We start from the raw sequence: 22,420 nt of genomic DNA on the forward strand, positions 1-22,420 counted from the left end.
AAAAAATTAATCCTTAATTTTGAAGCCTTAACCCCCCTCAGATGAAATTTAGCTTCCCGCATCCGCTCCTGATCATGCTTTTTTTTGTGGCACTGGCCGCAGCACTCACTCACCTCATTCCTGCCGGTATTTACGAGCGCGTCCTGGATGAAAGCACTGGGCGTATGGTGGTGGTGGAGGGCTCCTATCGAGTGGTGGATGCAACTCCCGTCGGCTTAGGCCAACTTTTCCTCAGTATTCCAGAGGGCATTATTGCGGGCGCGGAGGTGGTTGTTTTGATTCTAATTATTGGAGGAGCCTTTTATTTAGTCGAGCAGACGGGTGCTTTTCAGGCTGGGCTGGAAAGTTTAATCCGGCGCTTTGATCAGGCCACCGCCTATTTACTGACATTAGTGGGCCTACTCTTTGGTGCCGCGGGGGTGCTAAATGGCCTTCAGGAGGAAATTATCGCCATGGTGCCCGTGCTGATGCTCCTCTGTCGCAAAATCGGCTACACACGATCGGCAGGCGTGGCCATCAGCTTGGGCTCCTCACTGATCGGAGGGGCTTTCGGTCCGGCTAATCCCTTTTCTGTCCTCATTGCCCAAAACTTGGCGGAGCTGCCCTTATTTTCCGGGGCGGGCTTTCGGCTCCTCTTTTTAGGGGGCGCGCTCGGTTTTTGGATCCTGTATGTGATCCGCACGGGGAAGGATCCTAACTTCGAGGCGGAGCCGAAAGAAGAGGGGACTACCGGATTAGCGCGGCATCATGCTGTGATTTTACTACTGGTGGGGCTCACATTTGTGGTGTTAGTCTACGGACTTACCCGTCTAGACTGGGACTATAATGAGATGTCTGCCTTGTTTTTTGGTACGGGGCTACTCTGCGGGTTGGTGGGTAAGTTGGGCTGGAACGGCACGGCCAAAGCCTACACTGCAGGTTTTGCTGAGCTGGTTTTCGCGGGTGTTATCGTCGGCTTGGCTCGCAGCATTTATTTGGTTTTAGAGAAGGGATTGATCATCGACAGCATCATCTATGGGCTTTTTACGCCACTGGAGGAGCTTCCCGTCGCCCTTTCCGCCGTGGGCATGCTACTGGCGCAGGCGCTATTACACGTCCCCATTCCGAGCACTTCTGGGCAAGCGGTGTTAACCATGCCCCTGCTCACGCCCATCGCGGATTTGATTGGGCTCTCCCGCCAGGTGATGGTGCTGGCCTATCAGTACGGCGCGGGGATCATGGATATGGTTACGCCCAGTAATGGTGGCCTTATGGCAATACTGGCAGCCTCTGGCCTGAGCTATAAAGAATGGATGGCGTATGCTTGGAAGCCGATTCTGGTCGTTTTCCTTATCGCCTTGCTTGGGGTCTTATCAGGCGTGAGCATAGGCATCTAGCTGCTGTAGGGGCTTCTTTCCCCTTCCCGTATTTTTTTTACTTCTTTAGCGGGGCTGGCCTGATGAGTGTTCACCATAAAAAAGCCATGACCACCGAAGTAAGTCATGGCTATTTCCGTTGCCCGTAATGCAGGACGTGTGAGCGAACTTTTCACTCCTTAGACAGGGCCACGCTCCTCTTCCTTTGCGCTTCCGCGCAAAGAAAAAGTGGACGTACAGATTAAAATTTAAAGGCTTTTTTACCTGGGAAGTAGGCAGCTTCACCGAGCTGCTCCTCGATGCGAAGCAGTTGGTTATACTTTGCCATACGATCCGAGCGGGAGGCCGAACCGGTTTTAATTTGGCCTGTATTAAGCGCTACAGCTAGGTCTGCGATGGTGGAGTCCTCTGTTTCGCCTGAGCGATGCGACATCACACTGGTATATTTGTTTCTGTGGCAAAGATCTACTGCATTAATAGTCTCTGTGAGGGAGCCGATCTGGTTCACCTTAACAAGGAGAGAATTCGCGATCCCTTTTTCGATTCCTGTGGCCAGGCGCTCTACATTGGTTACGAAGAGGTCATCGCCTACGATTTGGATTTTCTTCCCTACAGCGTCCGTCACTTGTTTCCAGCCCTCCCAGTCGTCTTCATGCATACCATCTTCGATGGAGATGATTGGGTATTTCGCTACCCAGTCCGCCCAGTAGCTGGCCATTTCCGAGGAAGTCAGGCTATCGCCTGTAGACTTTTTAAAGACGTAGAGTCCTTTTTCTTCATCATAAAACTCGGAGGCAGCGGCATCCATGGCGATAAAGACGTCTTCTCCTGGTCGGAAGCCGGCTTTTTCGATCGCTTCTAGGACGACTTCGATCGCTTCCACATTTGAGCGAAGATTCGGTGCGAAACCACCCTCGTCGCCCACGTTAGTGGAGAGTCCTTTTGCTTTCAACACGCTTTTCAGGTGGTGGAAAATTTGGGTTCCCATACGTAGGGATTCGGAGAAAGACGCAGCTCCTGTAGGCATCACCATGAATTCTTGGAAGTCGATGGCATTATCAGCATGAGAGCCCCCATTTAGGATGTTCATCATCGGAACAGGCAGTGTGTTCGCATTTACCCCCCCGATGTAGCGGTAGAGTGGCTGCCCTGCTTCCATGGCGGCGGCTTTGGCCACGGCCAAGGACACCCCGAGGATGGCATTTGCGCCGAGGGCGGATTTATTTTTCGTTCCATCCATATCGAGCATGATACGGTCGATCATATTTTGCTCGAAGATATCGAATCCCATGAGCTCTGGAGCGATTTTCTCGTTCACATTGGCTACGGCTTTCAGTACGCCTTTTCCCATGTAGACGGCTTTATCGTCGTCGCGTAGTTCGACGGCTTCATGTACTCCAGTGGAGGCACCACTCGGGACTGCTGCTCGACCGAAAGCACCTGATTCTGTAACTACATCTACTTCTACGGTAGGGTTACCTCTAGAGTCAAGGATTTGTCTGGCGTGAATAGATTGGATTAATGTCATGTTGGTATTGGTTTATAGGTTTAATTTTTCATTAAAGACACGAAATCGTCAAAAAGATAGCGTGAATCGTGCGGGCCTGGCCCTGCCTCCGGGTGGTATTGAACGGAGAAGACAGGGCGGTCTTTCAGGCGAATGCCAGCGATGGTGTCATCGTTCAGATGGACATGCGTGACTTCTATTTGGTCATTCGCCAATAAAGAGCCTTTATCCACTACAAATCCATGGTTTTGAGAAGTAATTTCGCTTAGCCCGGTTAGCAGGTTCTTTACGGGGTGGTTTATACCTCTATGTCCATGGTGCATTTTATACGTTTTCAGCTCACAAGCCTCCGCGATGATTTGATGCCCTAGGCAAATACCGAAAACGGGCTTACCGGAGTCTAGCAGCATTTTAGCAGTTTCCACGGCATAGGGCATTGCAGCGGGGTCTCCAGGTCCATTGGAAAGGAAGTAACCATCTGCTTCCCAGTCCATGAGCTCTTTTGCTGTGGTGGTAGCGGGGAAAACTTTACAGTATACTCCTCGGGAAGCTAGATTGCGAAGGATATTAAATTTAATCCCTAAGTCCAGGCAAGCCACTTTAAATGGGCTGTCTGGGTTACCGAAGAAATAGGGTTCTTTTGTACATACCTGAGAGGACAGTTCCAAGCCTTGCATATCGGGGACCAGATTGAGCTGCTTTTTAAGTCCTGCCAGATCCTCTTCGTATTCAGAGGAGATGATGGCATTCATCGCGCCTTTATCGCGGATGTGACGTACAAGTTTTCGTGTATCGATGTCTGCGATTCCTGTGATCCCTGCCTTTTCCAGATACGCTTGCAGTGTATCATCGGCATCCACTCTACTATGTATTTGAGAGAAGCTGTTCACGACGATGCCTGCCACAGTGGGGGCGGCGGATTCAACTTCAGCATCTATCACCCCATAATTGCCGATATGCGGGGTAGTGGTTACGACGATTTGACCTGTATAAGAAGGGTCCGTATAAATTTCTTGGTACCCAGTCATGCCGGTATTGAAACAGATTTCACCACCATTAGTCCCGGGTTTACCGATTAACGTGCCGCGGAACAGTGTCCCGTCCGCGAGAAGGAGAGTTGCAGGTTGCGCTTTCATGAGTATAAGAATATAGGTCAAATTTAAGCAATAAATCGTAAGGAGAAAGTTGGGGCATAAAAAAAGGGATTAAACTAATGTTTAACCCCTTTACGATATGTTGGTTACCAAGCACCTTAGGCTTTGTTCTCTTCGTTAGAACCAGCATCTGCATCGCCATCAGTTTGAGGCGTTTCGGCAGTGCTATCAGCAGCTTTAGCAGCTCCTGAACCTCTGCGGCTTCTTCTTGTGGTTTTCTTCGCAGGCTTAGCTTCTTTCAGCATTAGCTCATTAAAGTCTACCAGTTCGATGATACACATTTCAGCATTATCACCTAGACGGAAACCAGTCTTGATGATTCGCGTATACCCACCTTGTCTGTTGCCTACTTTTTCAGCGATTTCGCCAAAAAGTTCTTTGATAGCTTCTTTGCTCTGTAGGTAAGAGAAAGCCACGCGTCTATTGTGCGTAGTATCTTCTTTCGCTCTCGTTACGAGAGGCTCCACATATTTTCTTAACTCCTTAGCCTTAGCAAGCGTGGTGGAGATACGCTTGTGAAGAAGTAGGGAAGCAGCCATATTCGAAAGCATCGCTTTTCTATGCGCGGACTTCCTTCCTAGGTGGTTAAATTTTTTACCGTGTCTCATTTTATTTATTCTTCGTCAAGTTTATACTTACTTAGATCCATGCCGAAAGTAAGTCCTTTTTCTTGAATCAATTGTTCTAATTCGGCGAGGGATTTTTTACCAAAATTACGGAATTTCATCATGTCCGAAATTTCGAGTTTAGCAAGATCGCCCAGTGTTTTCACATCGGCTGCTTTTAGGCAGTTAAATGCGCGAACGGAGAGATCCAGGTCGCTTAAAGAAGTCTTAAGCAGCTTTCTCATGTGCAGATATTCTTCATCGATAGGTTCAGGCGCATCACCACCCGGAGCATCGATAACCATGGTTTGATCAGAGAAGAGCATAAAATGCTGAATGAGAATTTTAGCCGATTCCTGAAGAGCCTTCTCAGGGTGAATAGAACCATCCGTAGTAACCTCAAGAATAAGTTTCTCAAAGTCCGTTTTTTGTTCTACTCGGGTATTTTCTACGCTATATTTTACGTTTTTAATAGGCGTAAAGATAGCATCGATAGGAATAACACCGAAAATCTGTTCTTTAGGCTTTGACTCTTCTGCCGGAAGATACCCACGACCTTTTTCTACAGTAATTTCTACCTCCAAACTAGTTGATTCATCCAAGTGACAAATTACCAAATCAGGGTTTAACACTTCGAAGGAAGAGGTGTATTTTGCAATATCACCAGCAGTAAAGACAGATTGGTTTTTAACCTCAATCGTAATTTTACTATCAATCGCCTCATGGACTTTCTTGAATCTAACCTGCTTTAGGTTAAGGATGATGTCCGTAACATCTTCCACGACACCTTCTATGGTAGAAAACTCATGCACGACACCCGGTAGTCGAACGGAAGTAATCGCGTACCCCTCGAGTGAAGACAAAAGAATTCTGCGAAGTGCATTTCCGATTGTTACGCCATACCCTTTTTCAAGCGGCTTAAAGGTGAAGAGGCCATGAAAATCGTCTGCCTTTTCCATTACCACCTTTTCGGGCATTTGAAATGCTAATATGGACATATCAATAGTTTTTTTTAAGTCTGAAAGATAAAAATTACTTAGAGTAAAGCTCGACGATAAGCTGTTCCTTGATATTCTCAGGAATCTCATCACGAGTAGGCGTACTTACCACCTTACCTGCTAGGGAAGTATTATCCCATTCCAGCCAAGGGAACTTACTAGCGCCTCTACCGGCTAAGCTATTCGTGATAGCCTCTAGAGACTTAGAGCGCTCACGGACAGCAATGATATCACCAGGCTTTACTGTGTAAGAAGGGATATTAACTAGCTCACCATTTACTAAAATATGTCTGTGCGAAACTAACTGACGGGCACCTCTACGCGTAGGCGCGATACCTAAACGATACACGATATTATCTAGACGCGCCTCCAAAAGCTGAAGTAAGTTTTCGCCTGTAATACCTTGCTTACGGGAAGCAATATCGAACATTTTAGCAAACTGACGCTCTAAAACACCATAGATGTATTTTGCCTTTTGCTTCTCTTGAAGCTGAATCGCATATTCAGACTGCTTTTTTCTACGTCCACGACCATGCTGTCCAGGAGGGTAGTTTTTCTTCTGAAGTGCCTTACTATGTCCTTCGATAGCTTCACCGAACTTTCTGGCAATTTTTGCCTTTGGACCTCTATATCTAGCCATTCTATTATCCTAATTTTAAAATTAAACTCTTCTACGCTTTGGAGGACGACATCCATTATGTGGCAATGGCGTAACGTCGGTAATCGTCGTTACATCTAAGCCTACATTTTGAAGTGTACGGATGGCAGACTCACGTCCAGCACCTGGTCCTTTTACGAAAACCTCGATCTTACGTAGACCTAGGTCATAGGCTACCTGCCCACAGTTTTGAGCAGCCATTTGCGCAGCATAGGGAGTGTTTTTCTTCGACCCTCTGAAACCCATTTTACCGGCAGAGGCCCAGGAAATCACCTGACCTGAATTATTTGTGATAGAGATGATAATGTTGTTAAAAGAAGCTTTAATGTGGGCTTGGCCTACTGCTTCAACTTTAACGACTCTTTTTTTACCTCTCGCTTTATCGTTTCTTTTCTGAGCCATAATCTAAATCAAGCTTTATTTAGTTGCCTTCTTCTTGTTAGCAACAGTCTTTCTCTTACCTTTTCTCGTTCTTGCGTTATTTTTAGTCTTTTGACCACGCACAGGAAGACCTTTTCTATGTCTTAATCCTCTATAGCAACCGATATCCATTAAACGCTTGATGTTTAACTGGATCTCTGACTTAAGAGCACCTTCTGTTCTAAATTCTTCAGCGATAATGGTACGGATAGCAGTAGATTCATCATCATCCCACTCACCAGCCTTTTTATCGAAAGATATACCTGCTTTGCTTAAAATAGCTTTGGCTGAACTTCTACCAATACCGAATATGTAGGTTAAGCCGATTTCTCCTCTTTTGTTGTCCGGAATGTCAACACCAGCGATTCTTGCCATAATTTTTTAACCTTGTCTTTGTTTAAACTTAGGATTCTTTTTGTTGATCACGTACAGTTTACCTTTTCTTCTGATAACCTTACAGTCAACACTTCTTTTCTTAATGGATGCCTTAACTTTCATGACAATCTATTTATACCGATAAACGATTCTACCCTTCGACAGGTCATAAGGCGACAACTCTAACTTCACTCTATCGCCTGGAAGGATTTTAATATAATTCATTCTCATCTTACCCGATATATGCGCAATCAATTGATGCCCATTCTCGAGTTCCACCTTAAACATAGCATTGGATAATGCTTCTATTATGGTACCATCCTGTTCGATGGAGGACTGCTTAGCCATATTTATTTATTAAAGTTTTCCTCTATGTATTTATGCGTAGTCAGAATCTCCGTTCTATCTTCGAAAATCGCCACAGTGTGCTCAAAGTGGGCACTTGGCTTCCTATCCGATGTACGTATGGTCCACCCATCACGCTCCTGAACTATATTTCTAGACCCCAAATTAACCATTGGCTCAATTGCGATGACTAAACCACTTTTTAAAGAGGGACCTGAGCCTTTTTTACCATAATTCGGGACTTCAGGAGACTCGTGTAAGTTTTTACCTAAACCATGTCCCACTAATTCTCGAACCACCGTATATCCTAAAGACTCAACATACTTTTGAATTGCGTGACCGATATCACCGATTCTATTCCCAAACACGGCTTGCTCGATACCTAAGTACAGAGACTCCTTCGTATGCTTGAGTAAAGACAAAACAGATGGGGAAACTTCACCGACAGGGTAAGTATAAGCGCAATCGCTATGAAAACCTTGGTGAAAGACTCCACAATCTATCGAGATTATATCGCCATCTTTCAATATATATTCACTCGGGAAGCCATGTACTACTACTTCGTTTACACTTATGCAAAGCGAAGAAGGGAAGCCGCTGTACCCTTTGAACGAGGGTACAGCACCATGATCCCGAATAAACTCTTCTGCAATTTTATCAAGGAAACTGGTTTTAACGCCAGCTTTAACAAATTTGGCTACTTCACCGTGAGCCCTTCCCAAAATATCCGCACTATCTTTGATTAACTGGACTTCCTCAGAAGTCTTGTAGTGAATCATATAGCAGCAGCGTAATTTGTTGGATTATTCTTCATGTTACCACTTTTCATCATACCCTCATATTTTCTCATGAGTAAGTACGACTCTATTTGCCTCAATGTATCCATGATAACACCCACCATAATAAGGAGGGAGGTTCCTCCGTAAAATTGAGCAAACTCGGCCCCTACACCCGCTACAATAGCAAATGCAGGAAGAATAGCCACTACTGAGAGTAGAATGGATCCCGGAAGCGTAATTCGAGATATGATGTTATCAATGAAGTCGGAGGTAGGAGCACCTGGCTTGATCCCCGGTACAAATCCCCCATTTCTTTTCAAGTCTTCCGCTATCTGTTCCGGATTGACGGTAATAGCAGTATAGAAGAAAGTGAAAAGGATAATCATTAAAGCAAAAACAAGATTGTACTGCCAGCTTGTGAAATCAGAAAACGTAGTGCCAATATAATTAGCAATGTCATTATCTGCTGACCAAATTTGTGAAATTAGCGCTGGCAGAAACATAAGAGACTGAGCGAAAATGATGGGCATAACTCCGGAGGCATTCACCTTGATCGGAATATACTGACGCTGCCCGCCATAAACCTTACCACCCACCACTTGCTTCGCATATTGTACTGGTATTCTTCTAGTAGCTTCTGTGAGCGCCACGGTTCCTAATACCACCAGGAAGAGAAGCCCTGCCTCGATAAGTAGCAATAGGAAACCTGAAGTACCTTTTGAAAGGCCTTCAGCAATAATAGCACCCGGAAGAGCTGAAATGATACCGATCATAATCAGCATGGAGATACCATTACCAATTCCTTTTTCAGTAATCTTTTCTCCAAGCCACATACAGAACATCGTTCCTGCAGACAGAAGTACAAGTGAGCTAACCATGAATAATGAAGTAGAAATCATGACAGCCCCGGTAGGTAGAATAGTAGCCGTTACATAGCCAATACCCTGCGCCACCGTGATCGCAATAGTGAGAACGCGTGTAATCTGTGTAATTTTCTTACGGCCAGACTCACCCTCTTTTTGTAATTTTTGAAAGTATGGTACACCAACAGTTAATAACTGCAATACAATGGATGCAGAAATATAAGGCATAATGCCAAGGCCAAAGATAGAGGCATTACTGAAGGCACCTCCAAGAAAGGTATCGATTAAACCGAAAATACCTTCTGGAGAGTCATTTAGTTTAGATGGATCTACCCCAGGCAGAACGATAAAAGAACCTAATCTAAACACGATTAGGAAACCAATCGTGTTCAAGATTCGGATTCTAAGATCTTCTATGGAAAAGATGTTCTTAACTGTTGAGACGAACTTTTTCATTTACTTAAATCTTGTTTGTTGTTCCACCAGCTTTTTCAATGGCTTCTACAGCCGAAGCAGAAAACTGATGTGCGCTTACGTTAATTTTCGCGGTAAGATCGCCTCTTCCTAAGACTTTTACAAGATCTTTTTTAGAAACTAGACCATGAGATACCAAAGTTTCAAATGTAATGTCTTCAATCTTGTGTGCAGTCGCTAGAGCTTCAAGTGTTTCTAAGTTGATCGGCTTATATTCCACGCGGAATGGATTTTTAAATCCGAACTTAGGTACTCTACGCTGTAAAGGCATTTGACCACCTTCGAAACCAAGTTTTTGCTTGTAGCCTGAACGTGATTTCGCACCTTTATGACCTCTAGTAGAAGTTCCACCACGGCCTGAACCTTGACCACGGCCAATTCTCTTACGAGACTTAATGGAGCCTTCAGCTGGTTTAAGTGTATGTAATTTCATAATTAAGCTTCTTCTACTTTAACTAGATGACTAATCTTTTTAATCATACCTTCAATCTGAGGAGAAGTTTCCTTAACGACAGATTTGTTCATCTTACCTAGGCCAAGTGCGATGATTGTCGCTTTTTGATCCTTAGGTCTCTTGATTGTACTTCTTACCTGAGTTATTTTAACCTTAGCCATCTGTATTAACCGTTAAAAACTTTAGATAATTTAACTCCTCTTTGCTGAGAAACGGAAATAGCGTCTCTTAATTGTATCAAAGCGTCAATAGTTGCTTTCACCACGTTGTGCGGATTAGAAGAACCTTTTGACTTCGCTAATACATCGGTAACTCCAGCACTTTCAAGAACAGCGCGCATAGCACCACCTGCGATAACACCAGTACCAGCAGCGGCAGGCTTTATAAGTACAAAACCACCACCGAATTTACCTAACTGCTCATGAGGGATAGTACCTTTTAGTACAGGAACGCGAACAAGATTCTTCTTAGCATCTTCGATTCCCTTTGTGATGGCATCAGTTACTTCATTAGCTTTACCTAAACCATAACCTACTACACCTTTTCCATCACCTACCACTACGATAGCTGAGAAGGAAAAACGGCGACCACCTTTAACTACTTTGGCTACGCGGTTAATCGCAACAACGCGCTCTTTAAGTTCTGTATCTGTAGCCCTGATTGGCTTTTTTCTATTCTGTGACATGATAATTGATTAAAATTTAAGGCCACCTTCTCTTGCACCATCAGCCAAGGCTTTTACATTGCCATGGTAAAGGTAACCACTTCTGTCAAAAACAACTTCAGTGACACCTTTTGCTACTGCTCTTTCAGCTAGCTTTTTACCAACTTCTCCAGAAGTAGCGATGTTAACATTTTTGATGTTACCTAACTCCTTTGAAGATGCAGATGCCAAGGTATGACCTTTAAGATCATCAACTAATTGCGCGTAAATTCCGGTATTGCTTTTAAATACAGAAAGGCGCGGTCTAGAATCCGTACCAGAAATCTTTCTTCTAATACTTTTCTTGATTCTTTGTCTTCTTTCGTTCTTATTGAATGCCATCCTACTTATTTTTTACCTGCAGTTTTACCAGCTTTACGACGTACTACTTCACCTACAAAACGTACCCCTTTACCTTTGTAAGGCTCTACTTTACGTAGTGATCTGATTTTAGCGGCTACTTGACCGACTAACTCCTTATCGATTCCCTCCAAAGTGATAATTGGGTTTTTACCTTTCGCAGTTTCCGCTTTTACAGCGATGACCTCAGGTAATGCTAAGAAAATGTTGTGTGAGTAACCCAGTGACAATTCAAGAATCTGACCCTGTACGGAGGCTTTATACCCCACACCCACAAGTTCTAGTTCTTTCTTGTAACCTTCGGCTACGCCGATAACCATGTTGTTAATAAGTGCACGGTACAGACCATGAAAAGACTTATGTCTTTTTTGTTCAGTAGGACGGGAAAGAACCACTTGGTTACCTTCCACTACTACGGTGATATCAGGATTAACCTCCTGAGTCAGCGTACCCTTAGGACCTTTAACAGTGACAGTATTATGGGCTGACACGTCTACAGTAACACCCGCAGGTATATTTATTGGTTTTTTACCTATTCTAGACATAAAATGGTATAAATTAGTATACGTAACACAGAACCTCACCACCGATTCCTTCGGTGCGCGCTTCTTTGTCGCTCATAACACCTTTAGAAGTGGAAAGGATAGCAATGCCAAGACCATTGATAACGCGAGGTAATCCTTCGTGCTTGGCATATTGTCTTAAACCTGGCTTACTTACTCTAGAAAGACTTACGATCGCATTCTGTTTTGTAACAGGATTGTATTTTAACGCGATTTTGATGGTTCCTTGAGGGCCTTCTTCTACAAACTTGTAGTTTTGGATGTAGCCTTTGTCGAAAAGAACTTTCGTAATTTCTTTCTTGATATTAGAAGCAGGGATCTCTACGATTCGATGAGATGCCTTGATGGCATTTCTCAATCTGGTTAGATAATCAGCTATTGGATCAGTCATATATATAGAAGTCTAACTGCACACCCGTATTTTACGGGCGTGCAAAGTTACACAATGAATTTAAGAATAAAAACTTTTGTCCTTTTAATTACCAGCTAGACTTCGTAACACCAGGTATCTTTCCTGCGGATGCCATTTCTCTGAATGTCACACGATTGATACCAAACTTTCTCATGTAGCCCTTAGGACGACCCGTCAGTTTACATCTATTATGTAATCTTACAGGTGAGGCGTTTTTAGGAAGTTTATCGAGAGCTTCATAATCGCCGGCGGCTTTTAATTCAGCTCTTTTTTTCGCATACTTCGCTACTAAGCGCTCTCTTTTTCTTTCTCTCGCTTTTATCGACTCTCTTGCCATTTCTTATTCTGCTTTATTTTTATTCACAAAAGGCATCCCGAAAGCTTTCAATAAAGCAAGGCTTTCTTCGTCAGTCTCGGCAGTCGTAACAAAAGTAATGTCCATACCGGAGATTCTGTTTACTTTCTCGATGCTGATTTCAGGGAAAATAATTTGTTCTGTAACACCAAGGGTATAGTTTCCACGGCCATCAAAACCTTTATCACTGATTCCTTTGAAATCTCTTACACGAGGAAGAGCGATAGTCATTAGGCGATCTAAGAACTCATACATCTGTACGCCACGAAGAGTAACTTTAGCTCCGATAGGCATACCATCTCTAAGCTTGAAGTTAGAGATTGAAATCTTTGCCTTTGTAGCTACTGCACGCTGTCCAGCGATAAGTGTTAGCTCTTCTACTCCTTGATCAACTAGTTTCTTATCTGCTACAGCAGCACCGATACCTTTGTTGATAACGATCTTGGTAAGCTTAGGAACCTGCATCACAGACTTATACTGAAATTTCTCTCTTAGTGCAGGTACGATTTCACCAAGATATTTTTCTTTCATTCTAGGATTAGCCATTGATCACCTCCCCAGTTTTCTTTGAATATCTTACTAACTTACCGTTCTCATTCCGCTTTCTACCTGTTTTAGTCGCTTCACCTGTTTTAGGATCTACTAGCATAAGGTTAGAAATATGAATACCGGCTTCTTTCTTCTCGATGCCGCCTTGAGGGTTAGAGGCAGTAGGCTTCACATGCTTGGTTACCATGTTAAGGCCTTCCACTTTTGCTCTGCTTTTTTCTCTATCTATAGCGATCACCTTTCCGGTTTTACCCTTTTCGTCACCACTGATTACCTTCACGGTATCACCGGTTTTTATGTGCAATTTACCTTGCATTTTTACTTTTCTTACCATGATTAAAGAACTTCAGGGGCCAACGATACAATTTTCATGAACTGCTTCTCCCTTAACTCTCTTGCTACAGGGCCGAAAATACGGGTACCTCTAGGTTCATCATTATTATTCAAGAGAACAGCTGCATTATCTTCAAAACGAATATATGAACCATCTTTTCTTCTGATTTCTTTTTTCGTTCTTACAATTACCGCTTTGGAAACGGTACCTTTTTTCATATTGCTGGATGAGAGCGCAGATTTTACGGTTACAACAACTTTATCACCGATCGACGCGTAACGTTTCTTCGTTCCACCCAATACACGAATAACTAGCACTTCTTTAGCGCCGGAGTTATCCGCTACACTTAGTCTGGATTCCTGTTGTACCATAATTACTTAGCTCTTTCTATTATTTCTACTAATCTCCAACGCTTGTTTTTACTCAGCGGACGAGTCTCACTAATTTTCACAACATCACCGATGTTACAATCATTATTCTCGTCATGAACCATGAATTTGGTAGTCTTGGCAACAAACTTACCGTAGATAGGGTGTTTCATTCTTCTCTCTACGGCAACGGTGATAGATTTCTCCATCTTGTTGCTGACTACCTTCCCTATTCTTTCTTTACGTAGATTTCTCTCAGTAGTAGCCATTATCTTATTATTTAGCTAGTTGTGATGATCTCAAGGCTGTCTTAAGTCTTGCGATTAAGCGCTTGGATTCTTTTATTTTATTGGGATTCTCTATTGGAGAGATGGCGTGAGCAAAGCGTAATTTCGTTAAATTTTCCTGCTCAGCTGCGATACGCTCTAGGACTTCACTTTCTGAAAGTGATCTGATTTCTGCGTTTTTCATAATCTTAATTATCCTTCGTACTCTCTACGAACTATGAATTTTGTGCTAACTGGAAGTTTCTGCTGCGCTAATCTTAATGCCTCTTGCGCTGTCGCTAATGGCACACCGGTAGCTTCGAACAGAATGGTTCCAGGCTTAATAACCGCTACCCAATATTCTGGAGCACCTTTACCTTTACCCATTCGAACCTCTGCAGGTTTCTTTGTAATCGGCTTATCAGGGAAGATACGAATCCACACTTGACCTTCACGCTTCATTGCACGTGTCATCGCGATACGCGCAGCTTCGATCTGTCTGGAAGTAATCCATCCGCCCTCTAAGGACTTAATGCCAAAGTTCCCGAAAGCGAGCGTATGCCCTCTTTGCGCGATACCTTTAACACGGCCCTTATGCATTTTTCTAAATTTCGTTCTTTTTGGCTGTAACATGACTTCTTACGTAAGGCGAAAATTAATTATTTCTCTTTCTTCTCTTAGGGCCTCCACCCTCTCCTCTTCTGTTGCGGCCTCTGTTCGCTTGAGCTCCTTTAGGCTCATTTGCAAGACCCGCGTTTGGAGATAGATCACGCTTACCGTATACCTCACCCTTAAAGATCCATACTTTAATACCGATGATACCGTAAACAGTATTCGCTTCCGAAATAGCGTAATCGATGTCCGCTCTTAGCGTATGAAGCGGAATTCTTCCTTCTTTATACATTTCAGAACGAGCCATTTCAGCACCACCAAGTCGACCAGAAAGTTTTACTTTAATTCCTTCCGCACCTACACGCATTGCCGCCGCTATCGCCTGCTTCATGGCTCTTCTAAAAGAAATCCTTGCTTGTAACTGCTGGGCGATAGACTCACCTACCAATTTCGCATCTAACTCAGGACGCTTAATCTCAAAAATGTTGATTTGTACATCTTTGTTTGTAAGCTTCTTAAGCTCTTCTTTCAGCTTATCCACTTCAGCACCACCTTTTCCGATCACCACACCTGGACGAGCTGTGTGAATCGTAAGTGTGATACGCTTTAACGTACGCTCGATTATTACCTTCGCAATACCGCCCTTAGGGATTCGTGCATTAACGTATTTTCTGATTTGCTGGTCTTCATAAAGTTTGTCAGCAAAATCTTTACCGCCATACCAGTTGGACTCCCATCCTTTGACTACACCAAGTCTAAAACCAATAGGGTTTATTTTTTGTCCCATAGTCTAATCTTAATTAGCGTTTTCTGTTGTTTCTACTTCATCAGCGGTAACAGGAGCAGCGAACGCATCGACTACTAAGGTTACATGATTTGATCTTTTACGTATTCTGTGTGCTCTACCTTGAGGAGCAGGTCTTAGGCGCTTAAGCATACGACCACCATCTACCATTATCGTCTTCACATAAAGATCAGCTTCCTCCAGTTTCTCCTCTGGATTTTTTGCCTGCCAGTTTGCCACTGCAGAAAGTAGAAGCTTCTCTAAACGGATCGAAGCATGATTCGGTGTATGCTTTAAAATGCTTAATGCTAGTCCTACACGCTTACCTCTCACAAGGTCAGCTACTAACCTCATCTTACGTGGAGAAGTAGGAACATTTTTTAATCTTGCTACTGCTTCCATGATTATCTCTTTCCTTTATCTTTTTTCGCAATGTGCCCTCTAAAATTACGCGTAGGGGCGAACTCTCCTAGTTTGTGCCCTACCATGTTGTCTGTTACAAACACAGGAATAAATTTATTCCCATTATGAACAGCAAAGGTATGACCAACAAAGTCTGGAGAAATCATGGATCCTCTGGACCATGTCTTAATCACTGACTTCTTCCCGGAATCATTCATTGCGTCCACCTTTTTGGTCAGGTGATGTGCAATGTAAGGTCCCTTCTTTAACGAACGTGCCATATATTACTTGGATCTTTTGCTAATGATGAATTTATTCGAATACTTTTTAGGAGATCTGGTCTTCTTACCTTTCGCTAATAAACCATTTCTAGACCTTGGATGGCCTCCAGAAGAACGGCCTTCACCACCACCCATTGGGTGATCTACCGGGTTCATCGCCACACCTCTGGTTCTCGGTCTACGCCCTAACCAGCGATTTCTTCCAGCCTTTCCTAGTACCACGTTCATGTGATCACCATTAGACACCGTACCGACTGTAGCCATACATACACCTAATACTAAGCGCATCTCGCCAGAAGGTAATTTCACCGTCACATACTTGCCATCACGAGCTACCACCTGAGCATAACCTCCAGCACTACGTACCATAGCGGCACCTTTTCCTGGTTTTAACTCGATATTGTGGACGATGGTACCTAAAGGAATATTTTTAAGGAACATTGCATTTCCTACCTCAGGAGCGACCACTTCACCACTCACTACCTTCGTTCCTACTGTAAGACCCTCAGGAGCTATGATATATGCCTTTGCACCATCTGCATAGTATAGTAATGCGATACGAGCCGTTCTATTTGGATCGTATTCGATCGATTTTACCGTAGCTGGAACACCAAATTTATTACGCTTAAAATCAATGATTCTAAGTCGCTTCTTATGACCACCACCAATGTAGCGAGCGGTCATTCTTCCGTCGTTATTTCTACCACCTGACTTCTTGATAGGTGCCAAAAGAGACTTCTCTGGTCTTGATGTAGTAATTTCATCAAAGGCCGGAGCTACTCTAAATCTGGTACCTGGAGTTACAGGCTTTAATTTTTTAACTGCCATGATTTAAGTTCAATTAAATTTCTCCGTAAAAATCGATGATTTGACCCTCTGCTACTTCTACGATCGCCTTTTTATAGGTATTCGTAAAGCCAGATACGATTTTGGTCTTCGTGTAACGTGTCTTCTTCTTACCTGCGTAACGCATCGTACGAATCGCTACTACGTCCACACCGTACATTTTTTCGATTGCCTGCTTGATTGCAGGCTTTTTAGCGGTCTTTTCTACTATGAAGCCGTAAATACCACGCTCATTCATCGCAGAAATCTTTTCCGTAATTAAAGGTTTCTTAAGGATTTGCATCTTTACTTCGCTAATAAGGTTTCTAATTTACCTACTGAAGCTTCACACATCACGACATTGTCTGCATGGAGTAGCTCGTAAGTATTTACGTCATTTACAGAAATAACCCTCGCTTTTGGTAAATTACGGCTGGATAAAAACACGTTTTTATCCACGTCAGCTACCACTAAAAGAGTCTTCTTATCAGCTAGAGAAAGACCATTCAAAAACTGAATGTAATCCTTTGTCTTAGGAGCAGCGAATTGCACACCCTCAACTACAGTAAGACCATTCTCTTGAACTTTATAACTTAAAGCAGATTTTCTAGCTAATACCTTTAGCTTTCTATTCAGTTTAAAGCCATAGTTACGAGGACGAGGACCGAAGATTCTACCTCCACCTCTGAAAAGAGGAGACTTGATAGATCCAGCACGCGCACCACCGGTACCTTTTTGCTTCTTTATTTTCTTCGTAGAGCCAGCGATCTCATTTCGCTCTTTCGCCTTGTGCGTACCTTGACGCTGATTCGCTAAATATTGCTTAACATCTAAGTATATCGCGTGATCATTAGGCTCGATAGCGAAGATTTCATCCGATAGGGTTACTTTTCTACCCGTATCTTCGCCGCTCTGTTTTAATACTGCTAATTCCATTGTCTTACTTCTCTAGAATTACGAATGAATTTTTAGGACCTGGCACTGAACCACTTACCAAAATCAGGTTTTTCTCAGGATAAACCTTTAGTATGCGTAAATTCAGCACTTTAACTCTGCTACCCCCTGTCCTTCCGGCCATACGCATTCCTTTGAATACTCTGGAAGGCCAAGAACAAGCACCAATGGAACCAGGGTGACGCTGTCTGTTATGCTGACCGTGAGTTTGACCACCCACACCACCAAAACCATGACGCTTCACTACCCCTTGGAAACCCTTACCTTTAGATGTACCAATAGCATCTACGAAGTCACCCTCTACGAATACTTCGCCAGCAGCAACTGTCTTACCTAAAGCTACTTGACCTTCAAATTCAACTCTGAAGTCTCTGAATTCCACAACTTTCTGCTTTGGCGTGGTACCGGCCTTCTTAAAGTGACCGATGAGTGGCTTGGGAGTATTTTTCTCCTTTCGCTCACCGTAACCCAGCTGTACAGCGTTGTACCCGTCTGTTTCTACATTTTTTACTTGCGTCACTACGCAAGGACCAGCTTCTATTAGCGTGCATGCGACATTTCGCCCATCGGCACTAAAAATGCTAGTCATTCCTACTTTTTTACCTATTATTCCAGACATCTTCTGTTATATAATAATATTGAAACAGAGGCGCTTAGACACACCTCTGCCCTTTTAAGGACTGCAAAGTTAGAAATTTAAATTCAGCCTACAAAACCCAACTCTAGTATTTTCAGTTATTTACAGAAAAATAATTGGAATTTTAGCCTATTTTACGTCTTCCTTCGGCAGTCTTACTTGACACAAATGTTAAAAAAAGCCTGCTCAGTAAAACTGGCAGGCTCCTTATCAGACAGTGCAGTCTGTCAGACCTTGATCTCTACATCCACACCGCTTGGCAATTCGATCTTCATTAACGCATCCACAGTCTTTGGACTGTTTGAGTAAATGTCAACCAAACGCTTGTATGTACATAGCTGATACTGGTCACGCGCTTTCTTGTTTACGTGTGGAGACTTTAACACTGTAAACTTCTCCTTTTTAGTAGGCAATGGAATCGGACCTACCACCACAGCACCTGTAGACTTTACAGCCTTTACAATCTTCTCAGAGGATTTATCTACTAAAGAATGATCGTAGGATTTTAATTTTATTCTGATTTTCTGATTCATATTCTATTCGATATTAGGCATTTTCACCTTTTACCTTCGCGATTACCTCAGTGGCAATATTCGTCGGCACAGGCTCATAATGTGAGAATGTTAAAGAAGCAGTAGCTCTACCTGATGTAATGGTACGCAAATCCGTCACATAACCAAACAGCTCAGAAAGAGGTACATTCGCCTTAATTACAGTAGATGTACCTTTCGTGTCCATCCCCTTCATTAATCCTCTTCTTCTGTTAAGATCTCCAGTAATAGGACCTGTATACTCATCAGGAGAAACCACGTCCACCGCCATAATTGGCTCTAGAAGTTGTGGCTTACATTTTTTAGCAGCTTCTTTAAAGCCAATTCTCGCAGCTAGTTCGAAAGATAGTGCATCAGAATCGACATCGTGGAAGGAACCATGGAATAACCTAACCTTCATCGCCTCTACAGGATATCCTGCTAAAGGACCATTTTTCATCGCCTCATTAAAACCTTTCTGAATCGCAGGAATAAATTCTTTAGGAATCACCCCCCCTACAATACCATTCACAAAGTCTAAACCTGGCTTGATCTCATTTGTCTCAGGATCTGGATCTTTAGGACCTAGTTCAAAGACAATGTCCGCAAACTTACCCTTACCACCAGACTGCTTCTTATAAACCTCCTTATGCTCTACACTACCGAATAAAGCCTCTTTGTAAGCTACCTGAGGAGCACCTTGGTTGATCTCCACTTTAAACTCACGCTTTAAACGATCAATAATAATATCTAAGTGAAGCTCACCCATACCACGAAGGATGGTCTGACCCGTCTCATGATCCGTATTTACTTGTAAAGTAGGATCTTCTTCTACTAGTTTGGCGATAGCCATACCCAGCTTATCAACATCTGCCTGTGTCTTCGGCTCGATCGCATAACCAATTACCGGCTCAGGGAAAATCATAGACTCTAATACGACCTTACGCTTCTCATCGCAAAGGGTATCCCCTGTCTTGATATCTTTAAAGCCCACAACAGCACCGATGTCACCCGCCACCAAGCGAGGAATCTGGTTTTGCTTGTTCGCATGCATCTGGAATACACGTGAAATACGCTCCTTGTTACCAGAACGCGTGTTAAACACGTAAGACCCTGACTCTAAAACTCCTGAGTAAGCACGAACAAAGCAGAGACGACCCACAAAAGGATCGGTAGCAATTTTAAATGCTAACCCTGTGAATGGCTCGTTCTCATCCGGAGCAATTTTTACTTCCTGCTCTTCATTATCCAAAGCGCGACCGATGATATCATCTTTATCTAGAGGAGATGGCAACAGTTCCATCACGAGATCTAGCATCGTCTGAACACCCTTGTTTTTAAAAGAAGAACCACAAACCATCGGTACGACTTTCATCGCAATGGTAGCCTGACGTAGTGCATTTAGAATTTCTGCCTCCGTGATAGAATCTGGGTCATCGAAGAACTTCTCCATCAAGGACTCATCAAATTCAGCCACAGACTCAAGAAGATATTCTCTCCACTGGTCCACTTCCTCTTGCATATCCTCTGGAATAGGAACTACTTCATAGGTCATCCCCATGTCCTCGGTATTCCAAACGATTGCTCTGTTGTTAATTAGGTCAACAACACCCTTGAATTTATCTTCAGCTCCGATAGGCAACTGTAAAGGTACAGCATGGCTACCGAGCATTTCTTTTACTTGCTTACAAACCTCTAAGAAGTTAGCTCCAGCACGATCCATTTTGTTTACGAATCCGATACGAGCTACTTTATAGTTGTCCGCTAATCTCCAGTTGGTTTCAGACTGAGGCTCTACACCATCTACTGCACTGAATAAGAATACAAGACCATCTAAGACACGTAAAGAGCGATTTACCTCTACAGTGAAGTCTACGTGACCTGGAGTATCGATGATGTTAATCTGATATTTGTTATCTCTGTAGTCCCAAAAAACGGTAGTCGCAGCCGAAGTAATGGTGATACCTCTTTCCTGCTCCTGAGCCATCCAGTCCATCGTAGCAGCACCATCATGCACCTCACCGATTTTATGGCTTACACCTGAATAAAAAAGAATACGTTCCGTTGTCGTCGTTTTACCGGCATCAATATGCGCGGCGATACCGATGTTTCTCGTATATTTTAAGTCTCTTGCCATTTCAATTAAAATCTAAAGTGTGAGAATGCCTTGTTAGCCTCTGCCATTCTATGGGTATCATCCTTTTTCTTCACAGCAGCCCCTTCTCCTTTGGATGCAGAGATAATCTCTCCTGCTAATCTATCCATCATGGTTTTCTCACCTCTTTTTCTGGCGTAAGTAATCATCCACTTGATGCCGAGGGATACTTTTCTTTCCGGTCTAACTTCCATTGGGACCTGGAAAGTAGCACCACCAACTCTACGACTCTTCACCTCGACAGCGGGAGTAATATTGTTAAGCGCTTTCTTCCAAACCTCAAGACCGTTCTCACCTACTTTTGTCTCTACCTTCTCGATCGCATCGTAGAAGATTTTGTAAGCAATACTCTTCTTTCCGTCCACCATTAGACAGTTAACGAACTTAGTTACTAAAGTATCGCCAAACTTAGGATCAGGAAGAATATATCTCTTCTTTGGTTTCGCTTTTCTCATTTCTTTTAGCTAAATATTTTTAAACTTACTTCTTCGCGGCCTTAGGACGCTTAGCACCGTACTTTGAACGACCTTGCTTACGGTCTTTAACTCCCGCAGTATCTAGTGCACCTCGGATAATATGGTAACGAACTCCTGGTAAGTCTTTCACACGACCACCTCTAATCAAAACAATAGAGTGCTCCTGTAAATTGTGACCTTCACCTGGAATATAGGCGTTCACCTCTTTACCGTTTGTCAATCTAACCCTAGCCACCTTTCTCATCGCTGAGTTAGGCTTCTTAGGAGTGGTAGTGTACACACGCGTACATACACCTCTACGCTGAGGACAAGCATCTAAAGCTCTTGACTTTGACTTGCTCTCAAGTGTGGTTCTACCTTTTCTTACTAACTGTTGTATAGTAGGCATTAATGGATAGAATTATGTATTAAGAAAACATATAAAATTTGGAATGCAAAGGTAGGTAAAAGGCTAATCTTAACAAAATTAAGGCCTTGTAATTTTAAAGGCTCAGAAACTTATTTAAAGTTTTCTTAAGCCTCCCCTCCGCTTCCACCGAAATTTAAAGGAAAATTCACCCCTTCATCCGTGGAAATCTTACCGAAAGCTTCCTCGTAACGCTGAATGTTATCTTTTAAAGCAGCTAACAAACGACGTGTGTGATCGGGAGTCATGATGATTCTGGCCTTGACTTTTGCCTTCGGCAAACCTGGCATCATCCGAATAAAATCAATCACAAACTCTGAGTTAGAGTGTGCAATCATAGCTAGGTTCGCATATTCACCTTCTGCTAAATCTTCGCTTAAATCAATATTAATCTGCTGCTGTGGCTTTTTTTCTTCCATAGGAGTAAAGTTTAAAAGGGCCTGCATGCACAGGCCCTTTTC

At 43.2% G+C, this 22,420-nt stretch carries 37 protein-coding genes; 1 reads left to right on the forward strand and 36 read right to left on the reverse strand.

Going from position 1 to position 22,420, the window contains the following annotated elements:
• The first annotated feature begins 41 nt into the window (after positions 1–41).
• On the forward strand, positions 42–1,376 hold the full coding sequence (locus ACXIT9_RS04215; protein ID WP_458055001.1) for a YfcC family protein: 1,335 nt from the start codon (positions 42–44) through the stop codon (positions 1,374–1,376).
• Positions 1,377–1,596: 220 nt separating this feature from the next.
• Here ACXIT9_RS04215 and eno read toward each other — a convergent pair whose 3' ends face one another.
• From eno to ACXIT9_RS04395, 36 genes are all read right to left on the reverse strand, one after another.
• Positions 1,597–2,883, reverse strand: coding sequence for a phosphopyruvate hydratase (gene eno / locus ACXIT9_RS04220; RefSeq protein WP_458055002.1), 1,287 nt, complete (start codon positions 2,881–2,883; stop codon positions 1,597–1,599).
• 20 nt (positions 2,884–2,903) lie between these two features.
• Positions 2,904–3,998 (reverse strand): glutamine-hydrolyzing carbamoyl-phosphate synthase small subunit, encoded by a 1,095-nt coding sequence (carA, locus tag ACXIT9_RS04225; protein WP_458055003.1) that lies wholly within the window; start codon positions 3,996–3,998, stop codon positions 2,904–2,906.
• A 116-nt stretch (positions 3,999–4,114) separates the two neighbouring features.
• Positions 4,115–4,624, reverse strand: a complete 510-nt coding sequence (rplQ, locus tag ACXIT9_RS04230) for a 50S ribosomal protein L17 (protein ID WP_458055004.1) — start codon at positions 4,622–4,624, stop codon at positions 4,115–4,117.
• Positions 4,625–4,629: 5 nt separating this feature from the next.
• Positions 4,630–5,619, reverse strand: coding sequence for a DNA-directed RNA polymerase subunit alpha (locus ACXIT9_RS04235; protein WP_009053200.1), 990 nt, complete (start codon positions 5,617–5,619; stop codon positions 4,630–4,632).
• Between the two features lie 34 nt (positions 5,620–5,653).
• Positions 5,654–6,259, reverse strand: a complete 606-nt coding sequence (gene rpsD, locus ACXIT9_RS04240; protein WP_458055005.1) for a 30S ribosomal protein S4 — start codon at positions 6,257–6,259, stop codon at positions 5,654–5,656.
• A 21-nt stretch (positions 6,260–6,280) separates the two neighbouring features.
• Positions 6,281–6,679, reverse strand: coding sequence for a 30S ribosomal protein S11 (gene rpsK / locus ACXIT9_RS04245; protein WP_009053198.1), 399 nt, complete (start codon positions 6,677–6,679; stop codon positions 6,281–6,283).
• Between the two features lie 15 nt (positions 6,680–6,694).
• On the reverse strand, positions 6,695–7,072 hold the full coding sequence (gene rpsM / locus ACXIT9_RS04250; RefSeq protein WP_458055006.1) for a 30S ribosomal protein S13: 378 nt from the start codon (positions 7,070–7,072) through the stop codon (positions 6,695–6,697).
• 6 nt (positions 7,073–7,078) lie between these two features.
• Positions 7,079–7,195, reverse strand: a complete 117-nt coding sequence (rpmJ, locus tag ACXIT9_RS04255) for a 50S ribosomal protein L36 (RefSeq protein ID WP_009034194.1) — start codon at positions 7,193–7,195, stop codon at positions 7,079–7,081.
• 6 nt (positions 7,196–7,201) lie between these two features.
• Positions 7,202–7,420 carry a translation initiation factor IF-1 gene (infA, locus tag ACXIT9_RS04260; RefSeq protein ID WP_009053195.1) on the reverse strand — a complete coding sequence of 73 codons (219 nt, stop codon included), beginning with the start codon at positions 7,418–7,420 and terminating at the stop codon, positions 7,202–7,204.
• A gap of 2 nt (positions 7,421–7,422) precedes the next feature.
• Positions 7,423–8,196, reverse strand: a complete 774-nt coding sequence (gene map, locus ACXIT9_RS04265) for a type I methionyl aminopeptidase (protein WP_458055007.1) — start codon at positions 8,194–8,196, stop codon at positions 7,423–7,425.
• The gene (gene secY, locus ACXIT9_RS04270) at positions 8,193–9,515 is read right to left on the reverse strand and encodes a preprotein translocase subunit SecY (RefSeq protein WP_458055008.1); all 1,323 of its coding nucleotides are present in this window, start codon (positions 9,513–9,515) and stop codon (positions 8,193–8,195) included. Before secY ends, map begins: the two co-directional genes overlap by 4 nt.
• A 4-nt stretch (positions 9,516–9,519) precedes the next feature.
• Entirely contained in the window at positions 9,520–9,966 is a 447-nt protein-coding gene (gene rplO, locus ACXIT9_RS04275) for a 50S ribosomal protein L15 (protein WP_458055009.1), read from the reverse strand.
• Between the two features lie 2 nt (positions 9,967–9,968).
• The gene (gene rpmD / locus ACXIT9_RS04280; RefSeq protein WP_009053192.1) at positions 9,969–10,148 is read right to left on the reverse strand and encodes a 50S ribosomal protein L30; all 180 of its coding nucleotides are present in this window, start codon (positions 10,146–10,148) and stop codon (positions 9,969–9,971) included.
• Positions 10,149–10,153: 5 nt separating this feature from the next.
• A complete protein-coding gene (rpsE, locus tag ACXIT9_RS04285; RefSeq protein WP_009053191.1) occupies positions 10,154–10,672 on the reverse strand; it encodes a 30S ribosomal protein S5 in 519 nt (172 codons plus the stop codon).
• 9 nt (positions 10,673–10,681) lie between these two features.
• Entirely contained in the window at positions 10,682–11,032 is a 351-nt protein-coding gene (rplR, locus tag ACXIT9_RS04290; RefSeq protein WP_458055010.1) for a 50S ribosomal protein L18, read from the reverse strand.
• 5 nt (positions 11,033–11,037) lie between these two features.
• Complete coding sequence (gene rplF, locus ACXIT9_RS04295) at positions 11,038–11,595, reverse strand: 50S ribosomal protein L6 (RefSeq protein ID WP_458055011.1); 558 nt, start codon at positions 11,593–11,595, stop codon at positions 11,038–11,040.
• 13 nt (positions 11,596–11,608) lie between these two features.
• A complete protein-coding gene (gene rpsH / locus ACXIT9_RS04300; RefSeq protein WP_458055012.1) occupies positions 11,609–12,004 on the reverse strand; it encodes a 30S ribosomal protein S8 in 396 nt (131 codons plus the stop codon).
• Positions 12,005–12,092: 88 nt separating this feature from the next.
• The gene (gene rpsN, locus ACXIT9_RS04305; RefSeq protein ID WP_026956459.1) at positions 12,093–12,362 is read right to left on the reverse strand and encodes a 30S ribosomal protein S14; all 270 of its coding nucleotides are present in this window, start codon (positions 12,360–12,362) and stop codon (positions 12,093–12,095) included.
• Between the two features lie 3 nt (positions 12,363–12,365).
• Complete coding sequence (gene rplE / locus ACXIT9_RS04310; protein ID WP_458055013.1) at positions 12,366–12,926, reverse strand: 50S ribosomal protein L5; 561 nt, start codon at positions 12,924–12,926, stop codon at positions 12,366–12,368.
• Positions 12,919–13,263 carry a 50S ribosomal protein L24 gene (rplX, locus tag ACXIT9_RS04315; RefSeq protein ID WP_458055014.1) on the reverse strand — a complete coding sequence of 115 codons (345 nt, stop codon included), beginning with the start codon at positions 13,261–13,263 and terminating at the stop codon, positions 12,919–12,921. Before rplX ends, rplE begins: the two co-directional genes overlap by 8 nt.
• Before the next feature lie 2 nt (positions 13,264–13,265).
• Entirely contained in the window at positions 13,266–13,634 is a 369-nt protein-coding gene (gene rplN / locus ACXIT9_RS04320) for a 50S ribosomal protein L14 (RefSeq protein WP_009053184.1), read from the reverse strand.
• 2 nt (positions 13,635–13,636) lie between these two features.
• Positions 13,637–13,900 carry a 30S ribosomal protein S17 gene (gene rpsQ, locus ACXIT9_RS04325; RefSeq protein WP_009053183.1) on the reverse strand — a complete coding sequence of 88 codons (264 nt, stop codon included), beginning with the start codon at positions 13,898–13,900 and terminating at the stop codon, positions 13,637–13,639.
• Between the two features lie 7 nt (positions 13,901–13,907).
• A complete protein-coding gene (gene rpmC / locus ACXIT9_RS04330) occupies positions 13,908–14,102 on the reverse strand; it encodes a 50S ribosomal protein L29 (protein WP_458055015.1) in 195 nt (64 codons plus the stop codon).
• 8 nt (positions 14,103–14,110) lie between these two features.
• Positions 14,111–14,530 (reverse strand): 50S ribosomal protein L16, encoded by a 420-nt coding sequence (rplP, locus tag ACXIT9_RS04335; protein WP_458055016.1) that lies wholly within the window; start codon positions 14,528–14,530, stop codon positions 14,111–14,113.
• A gap of 22 nt (positions 14,531–14,552) precedes the next feature.
• A complete protein-coding gene (gene rpsC, locus ACXIT9_RS04340) occupies positions 14,553–15,296 on the reverse strand; it encodes a 30S ribosomal protein S3 (protein ID WP_458055017.1) in 744 nt (247 codons plus the stop codon).
• A gap of 9 nt (positions 15,297–15,305) precedes the next feature.
• Positions 15,306–15,695: a 50S ribosomal protein L22 gene (gene rplV / locus ACXIT9_RS04345; protein ID WP_009053179.1), complete on the reverse strand. Its 390-nt coding sequence runs from the start codon at positions 15,693–15,695 to the stop codon at positions 15,306–15,308.
• A 2-nt stretch (positions 15,696–15,697) separates the two neighbouring features.
• Entirely contained in the window at positions 15,698–15,976 is a 279-nt protein-coding gene (gene rpsS, locus ACXIT9_RS04350) for a 30S ribosomal protein S19 (protein ID WP_458055018.1), read from the reverse strand.
• Between the two features lie 3 nt (positions 15,977–15,979).
• A complete protein-coding gene (gene rplB / locus ACXIT9_RS04355; protein ID WP_458055019.1) occupies positions 15,980–16,804 on the reverse strand; it encodes a 50S ribosomal protein L2 in 825 nt (274 codons plus the stop codon).
• 13 nt (positions 16,805–16,817) lie between these two features.
• Positions 16,818–17,105, reverse strand: coding sequence for a 50S ribosomal protein L23 (gene rplW / locus ACXIT9_RS04360; RefSeq protein WP_458055020.1), 288 nt, complete (start codon positions 17,103–17,105; stop codon positions 16,818–16,820).
• A gap of 2 nt (positions 17,106–17,107) precedes the next feature.
• Positions 17,108–17,737 carry a 50S ribosomal protein L4 gene (gene rplD, locus ACXIT9_RS04365; RefSeq protein WP_458055021.1) on the reverse strand — a complete coding sequence of 210 codons (630 nt, stop codon included), beginning with the start codon at positions 17,735–17,737 and terminating at the stop codon, positions 17,108–17,110.
• 4 nt (positions 17,738–17,741) lie between these two features.
• Positions 17,742–18,374, reverse strand: a complete 633-nt coding sequence (rplC, locus tag ACXIT9_RS04370) for a 50S ribosomal protein L3 (protein ID WP_009053174.1) — start codon at positions 18,372–18,374, stop codon at positions 17,742–17,744.
• Between the two features lie 245 nt (positions 18,375–18,619).
• Positions 18,620–18,925: a 30S ribosomal protein S10 gene (gene rpsJ, locus ACXIT9_RS04375; RefSeq protein ID WP_009053173.1), complete on the reverse strand. Its 306-nt coding sequence runs from the start codon at positions 18,923–18,925 to the stop codon at positions 18,620–18,622.
• 13 nt (positions 18,926–18,938) lie between these two features.
• Positions 18,939–21,059, reverse strand: a complete 2,121-nt coding sequence (gene fusA, locus ACXIT9_RS04380; RefSeq protein ID WP_458055022.1) for an elongation factor G — start codon at positions 21,057–21,059, stop codon at positions 18,939–18,941.
• Between the two features lie 5 nt (positions 21,060–21,064).
• Positions 21,065–21,532: a 30S ribosomal protein S7 gene (gene rpsG, locus ACXIT9_RS04385; RefSeq protein ID WP_458055023.1), complete on the reverse strand. Its 468-nt coding sequence runs from the start codon at positions 21,530–21,532 to the stop codon at positions 21,065–21,067.
• A 25-nt stretch (positions 21,533–21,557) separates the two neighbouring features.
• Positions 21,558–21,941, reverse strand: a complete 384-nt coding sequence (gene rpsL, locus ACXIT9_RS04390; RefSeq protein ID WP_009053171.1) for a 30S ribosomal protein S12 — start codon at positions 21,939–21,941, stop codon at positions 21,558–21,560.
• A gap of 125 nt (positions 21,942–22,066) precedes the next feature.
• Complete coding sequence (locus ACXIT9_RS04395) at positions 22,067–22,378, reverse strand: DUF3467 domain-containing protein (RefSeq protein WP_458055024.1); 312 nt, start codon at positions 22,376–22,378, stop codon at positions 22,067–22,069.
• Between the last annotated feature and the right edge of the window lie 42 nt (positions 22,379–22,420).

It is taken from the genome of Nitritalea sp. (assembly GCF_054166705.1).

Coding starts and splice junctions, on each gene's coding strand:
- secY (WP_458055008.1), bottom strand. CDS start 9,515: ATGAAAAAGTTCGTCTCAACAGTTAAGAACATCTTTTCCATAGAAGAT.
- rplV (WP_009053179.1), bottom strand. CDS start 15,695: ATGGAAGCAGTAGCAAGATTAAAAAATGTTCCTACTTCTCCACGTAAG.
- map (WP_458055007.1), bottom strand. CDS start 8,196: ATGATTCACTACAAGACTTCTGAGGAAGTCCAGTTAATCAAAGATAGT.
- carA (WP_458055003.1), bottom strand. CDS start 3,998: ATGAAAGCGCAACCTGCAACTCTCCTTCTCGCGGACGGGACACTGTTC.
- rplX (WP_458055014.1), bottom strand. CDS start 13,263: ATGGTAAGAAAAGTAAAAATGCAAGGTAAATTGCACATAAAAACCGGT.
- rpsK (WP_009053198.1), bottom strand. CDS start 6,679: ATGGCTCAGAAAAGAAACGATAAAGCGAGAGGTAAAAAAAGAGTCGTT.
- rplW (WP_458055020.1), bottom strand. CDS start 17,105: ATGCAAATCCTTAAGAAACCTTTAATTACGGAAAAGATTTCTGCGATG.
- rpsD (WP_458055005.1), bottom strand. CDS start 6,259: ATGGCTAGATATAGAGGTCCAAAGGCAAAAATTGCCAGAAAGTTCGGT.
- rplE (WP_458055013.1), bottom strand. CDS start 12,926: ATGGCTAATCCTAGAATGAAAGAAAAATATCTTGGTGAAATCGTACCT.
- eno (WP_458055002.1), bottom strand. CDS start 2,883: ATGACATTAATCCAATCTATTCACGCCAGACAAATCCTTGACTCTAGA.
- rpmD (WP_009053192.1), bottom strand. CDS start 10,148: ATGGCTAAGGTTAAAATAACTCAGGTAAGAAGTACAATCAAGAGACCT.
- rpmC (WP_458055015.1), bottom strand. CDS start 14,102: ATGAAAAACGCAGAAATCAGATCACTTTCAGAAAGTGAAGTCCTAGAG.
- rplQ (WP_458055004.1), bottom strand. CDS start 4,624: ATGAGACACGGTAAAAAATTTAACCACCTAGGAAGGAAGTCCGCGCAT.
- fusA (WP_458055022.1), bottom strand. CDS start 21,059: ATGGCAAGAGACTTAAAATATACGAGAAACATCGGTATCGCCGCGCAT.
- rplR (WP_458055010.1), bottom strand. CDS start 11,032: ATGGCATTCAATAAGAACGAAAGAAGACAAAGAATCAAGAAAAGTATT.
- ACXIT9_RS04235 (WP_009053200.1), bottom strand. CDS start 5,619: ATGTCCATATTAGCATTTCAAATGCCCGAAAAGGTGGTAATGGAAAAG.
- ACXIT9_RS04395 (WP_458055024.1), bottom strand. CDS start 22,378: ATGGAAGAAAAAAAGCCACAGCAGCAGATTAATATTGATTTAAGCGAA.
- rpsN (WP_026956459.1), bottom strand. CDS start 12,362: ATGGCAAGAGAGTCGATAAAAGCGAGAGAAAGAAAAAGAGAGCGCTTA.
- rpmJ (WP_009034194.1), bottom strand. CDS start 7,195: ATGAAAGTTAAGGCATCCATTAAGAAAAGAAGTGTTGACTGTAAGGTT.
- rpsQ (WP_009053183.1), bottom strand. CDS start 13,900: ATGGCTACTACTGAGAGAAATCTACGTAAAGAAAGAATAGGGAAGGTA.
- rpsS (WP_458055018.1), bottom strand. CDS start 15,976: ATGGCACGTTCGTTAAAGAAGGGACCTTACATTGCACATCACCTGACC.
- rpsJ (WP_009053173.1), bottom strand. CDS start 18,925: ATGAATCAGAAAATCAGAATAAAATTAAAATCCTACGATCATTCTTTA.
- rplN (WP_009053184.1), bottom strand. CDS start 13,634: ATGGTACAACAGGAATCCAGACTAAGTGTAGCGGATAACTCCGGCGCT.
- rplB (WP_458055019.1), bottom strand. CDS start 16,804: ATGGCAGTTAAAAAATTAAAGCCTGTAACTCCAGGTACCAGATTTAGA.
- infA (WP_009053195.1), bottom strand. CDS start 7,420: ATGGCTAAGCAGTCCTCCATCGAACAGGATGGTACCATAATAGAAGCA.
- rplC (WP_009053174.1), bottom strand. CDS start 18,374: ATGTCTGGAATAATAGGTAAAAAAGTAGGAATGACTAGCATTTTTAGT.
- rpsH (WP_458055012.1), bottom strand. CDS start 12,004: ATGACTGATCCAATAGCTGATTATCTAACCAGATTGAGAAATGCCATC.
- rpsC (WP_458055017.1), bottom strand. CDS start 15,296: ATGGGACAAAAAATAAACCCTATTGGTTTTAGACTTGGTGTAGTCAAA.
- rplO (WP_458055009.1), bottom strand. CDS start 9,966: ATGAAATTACATACACTTAAACCAGCTGAAGGCTCCATTAAGTCTCGT.
- rplF (WP_458055011.1), bottom strand. CDS start 11,595: ATGTCTAGAATAGGTAAAAAACCAATAAATATACCTGCGGGTGTTACT.
- rpsL (WP_009053171.1), bottom strand. CDS start 21,941: ATGCCTACTATACAACAGTTAGTAAGAAAAGGTAGAACCACACTTGAG.
- rplP (WP_458055016.1), bottom strand. CDS start 14,530: ATGTTACAGCCAAAAAGAACGAAATTTAGAAAAATGCATAAGGGCCGT.
- rpsE (WP_009053191.1), bottom strand. CDS start 10,672: ATGTCACAGAATAGAAAAAAGCCAATCAGGGCTACAGATACAGAACTT.
- rpsG (WP_458055023.1), bottom strand. CDS start 21,532: ATGAGAAAAGCGAAACCAAAGAAGAGATATATTCTTCCTGATCCTAAG.
- rpsM (WP_458055006.1), bottom strand. CDS start 7,072: ATGGCAAGAATCGCTGGTGTTGACATTCCGGACAACAAAAGAGGAGAA.
- rplD (WP_458055021.1), bottom strand. CDS start 17,737: ATGGAATTAGCAGTATTAAAACAGAGCGGCGAAGATACGGGTAGAAAA.
- ACXIT9_RS04215 (WP_458055001.1), top strand. CDS start 42: ATGAAATTTAGCTTCCCGCATCCGCTCCTGATCATGCTTTTTTTTGTG.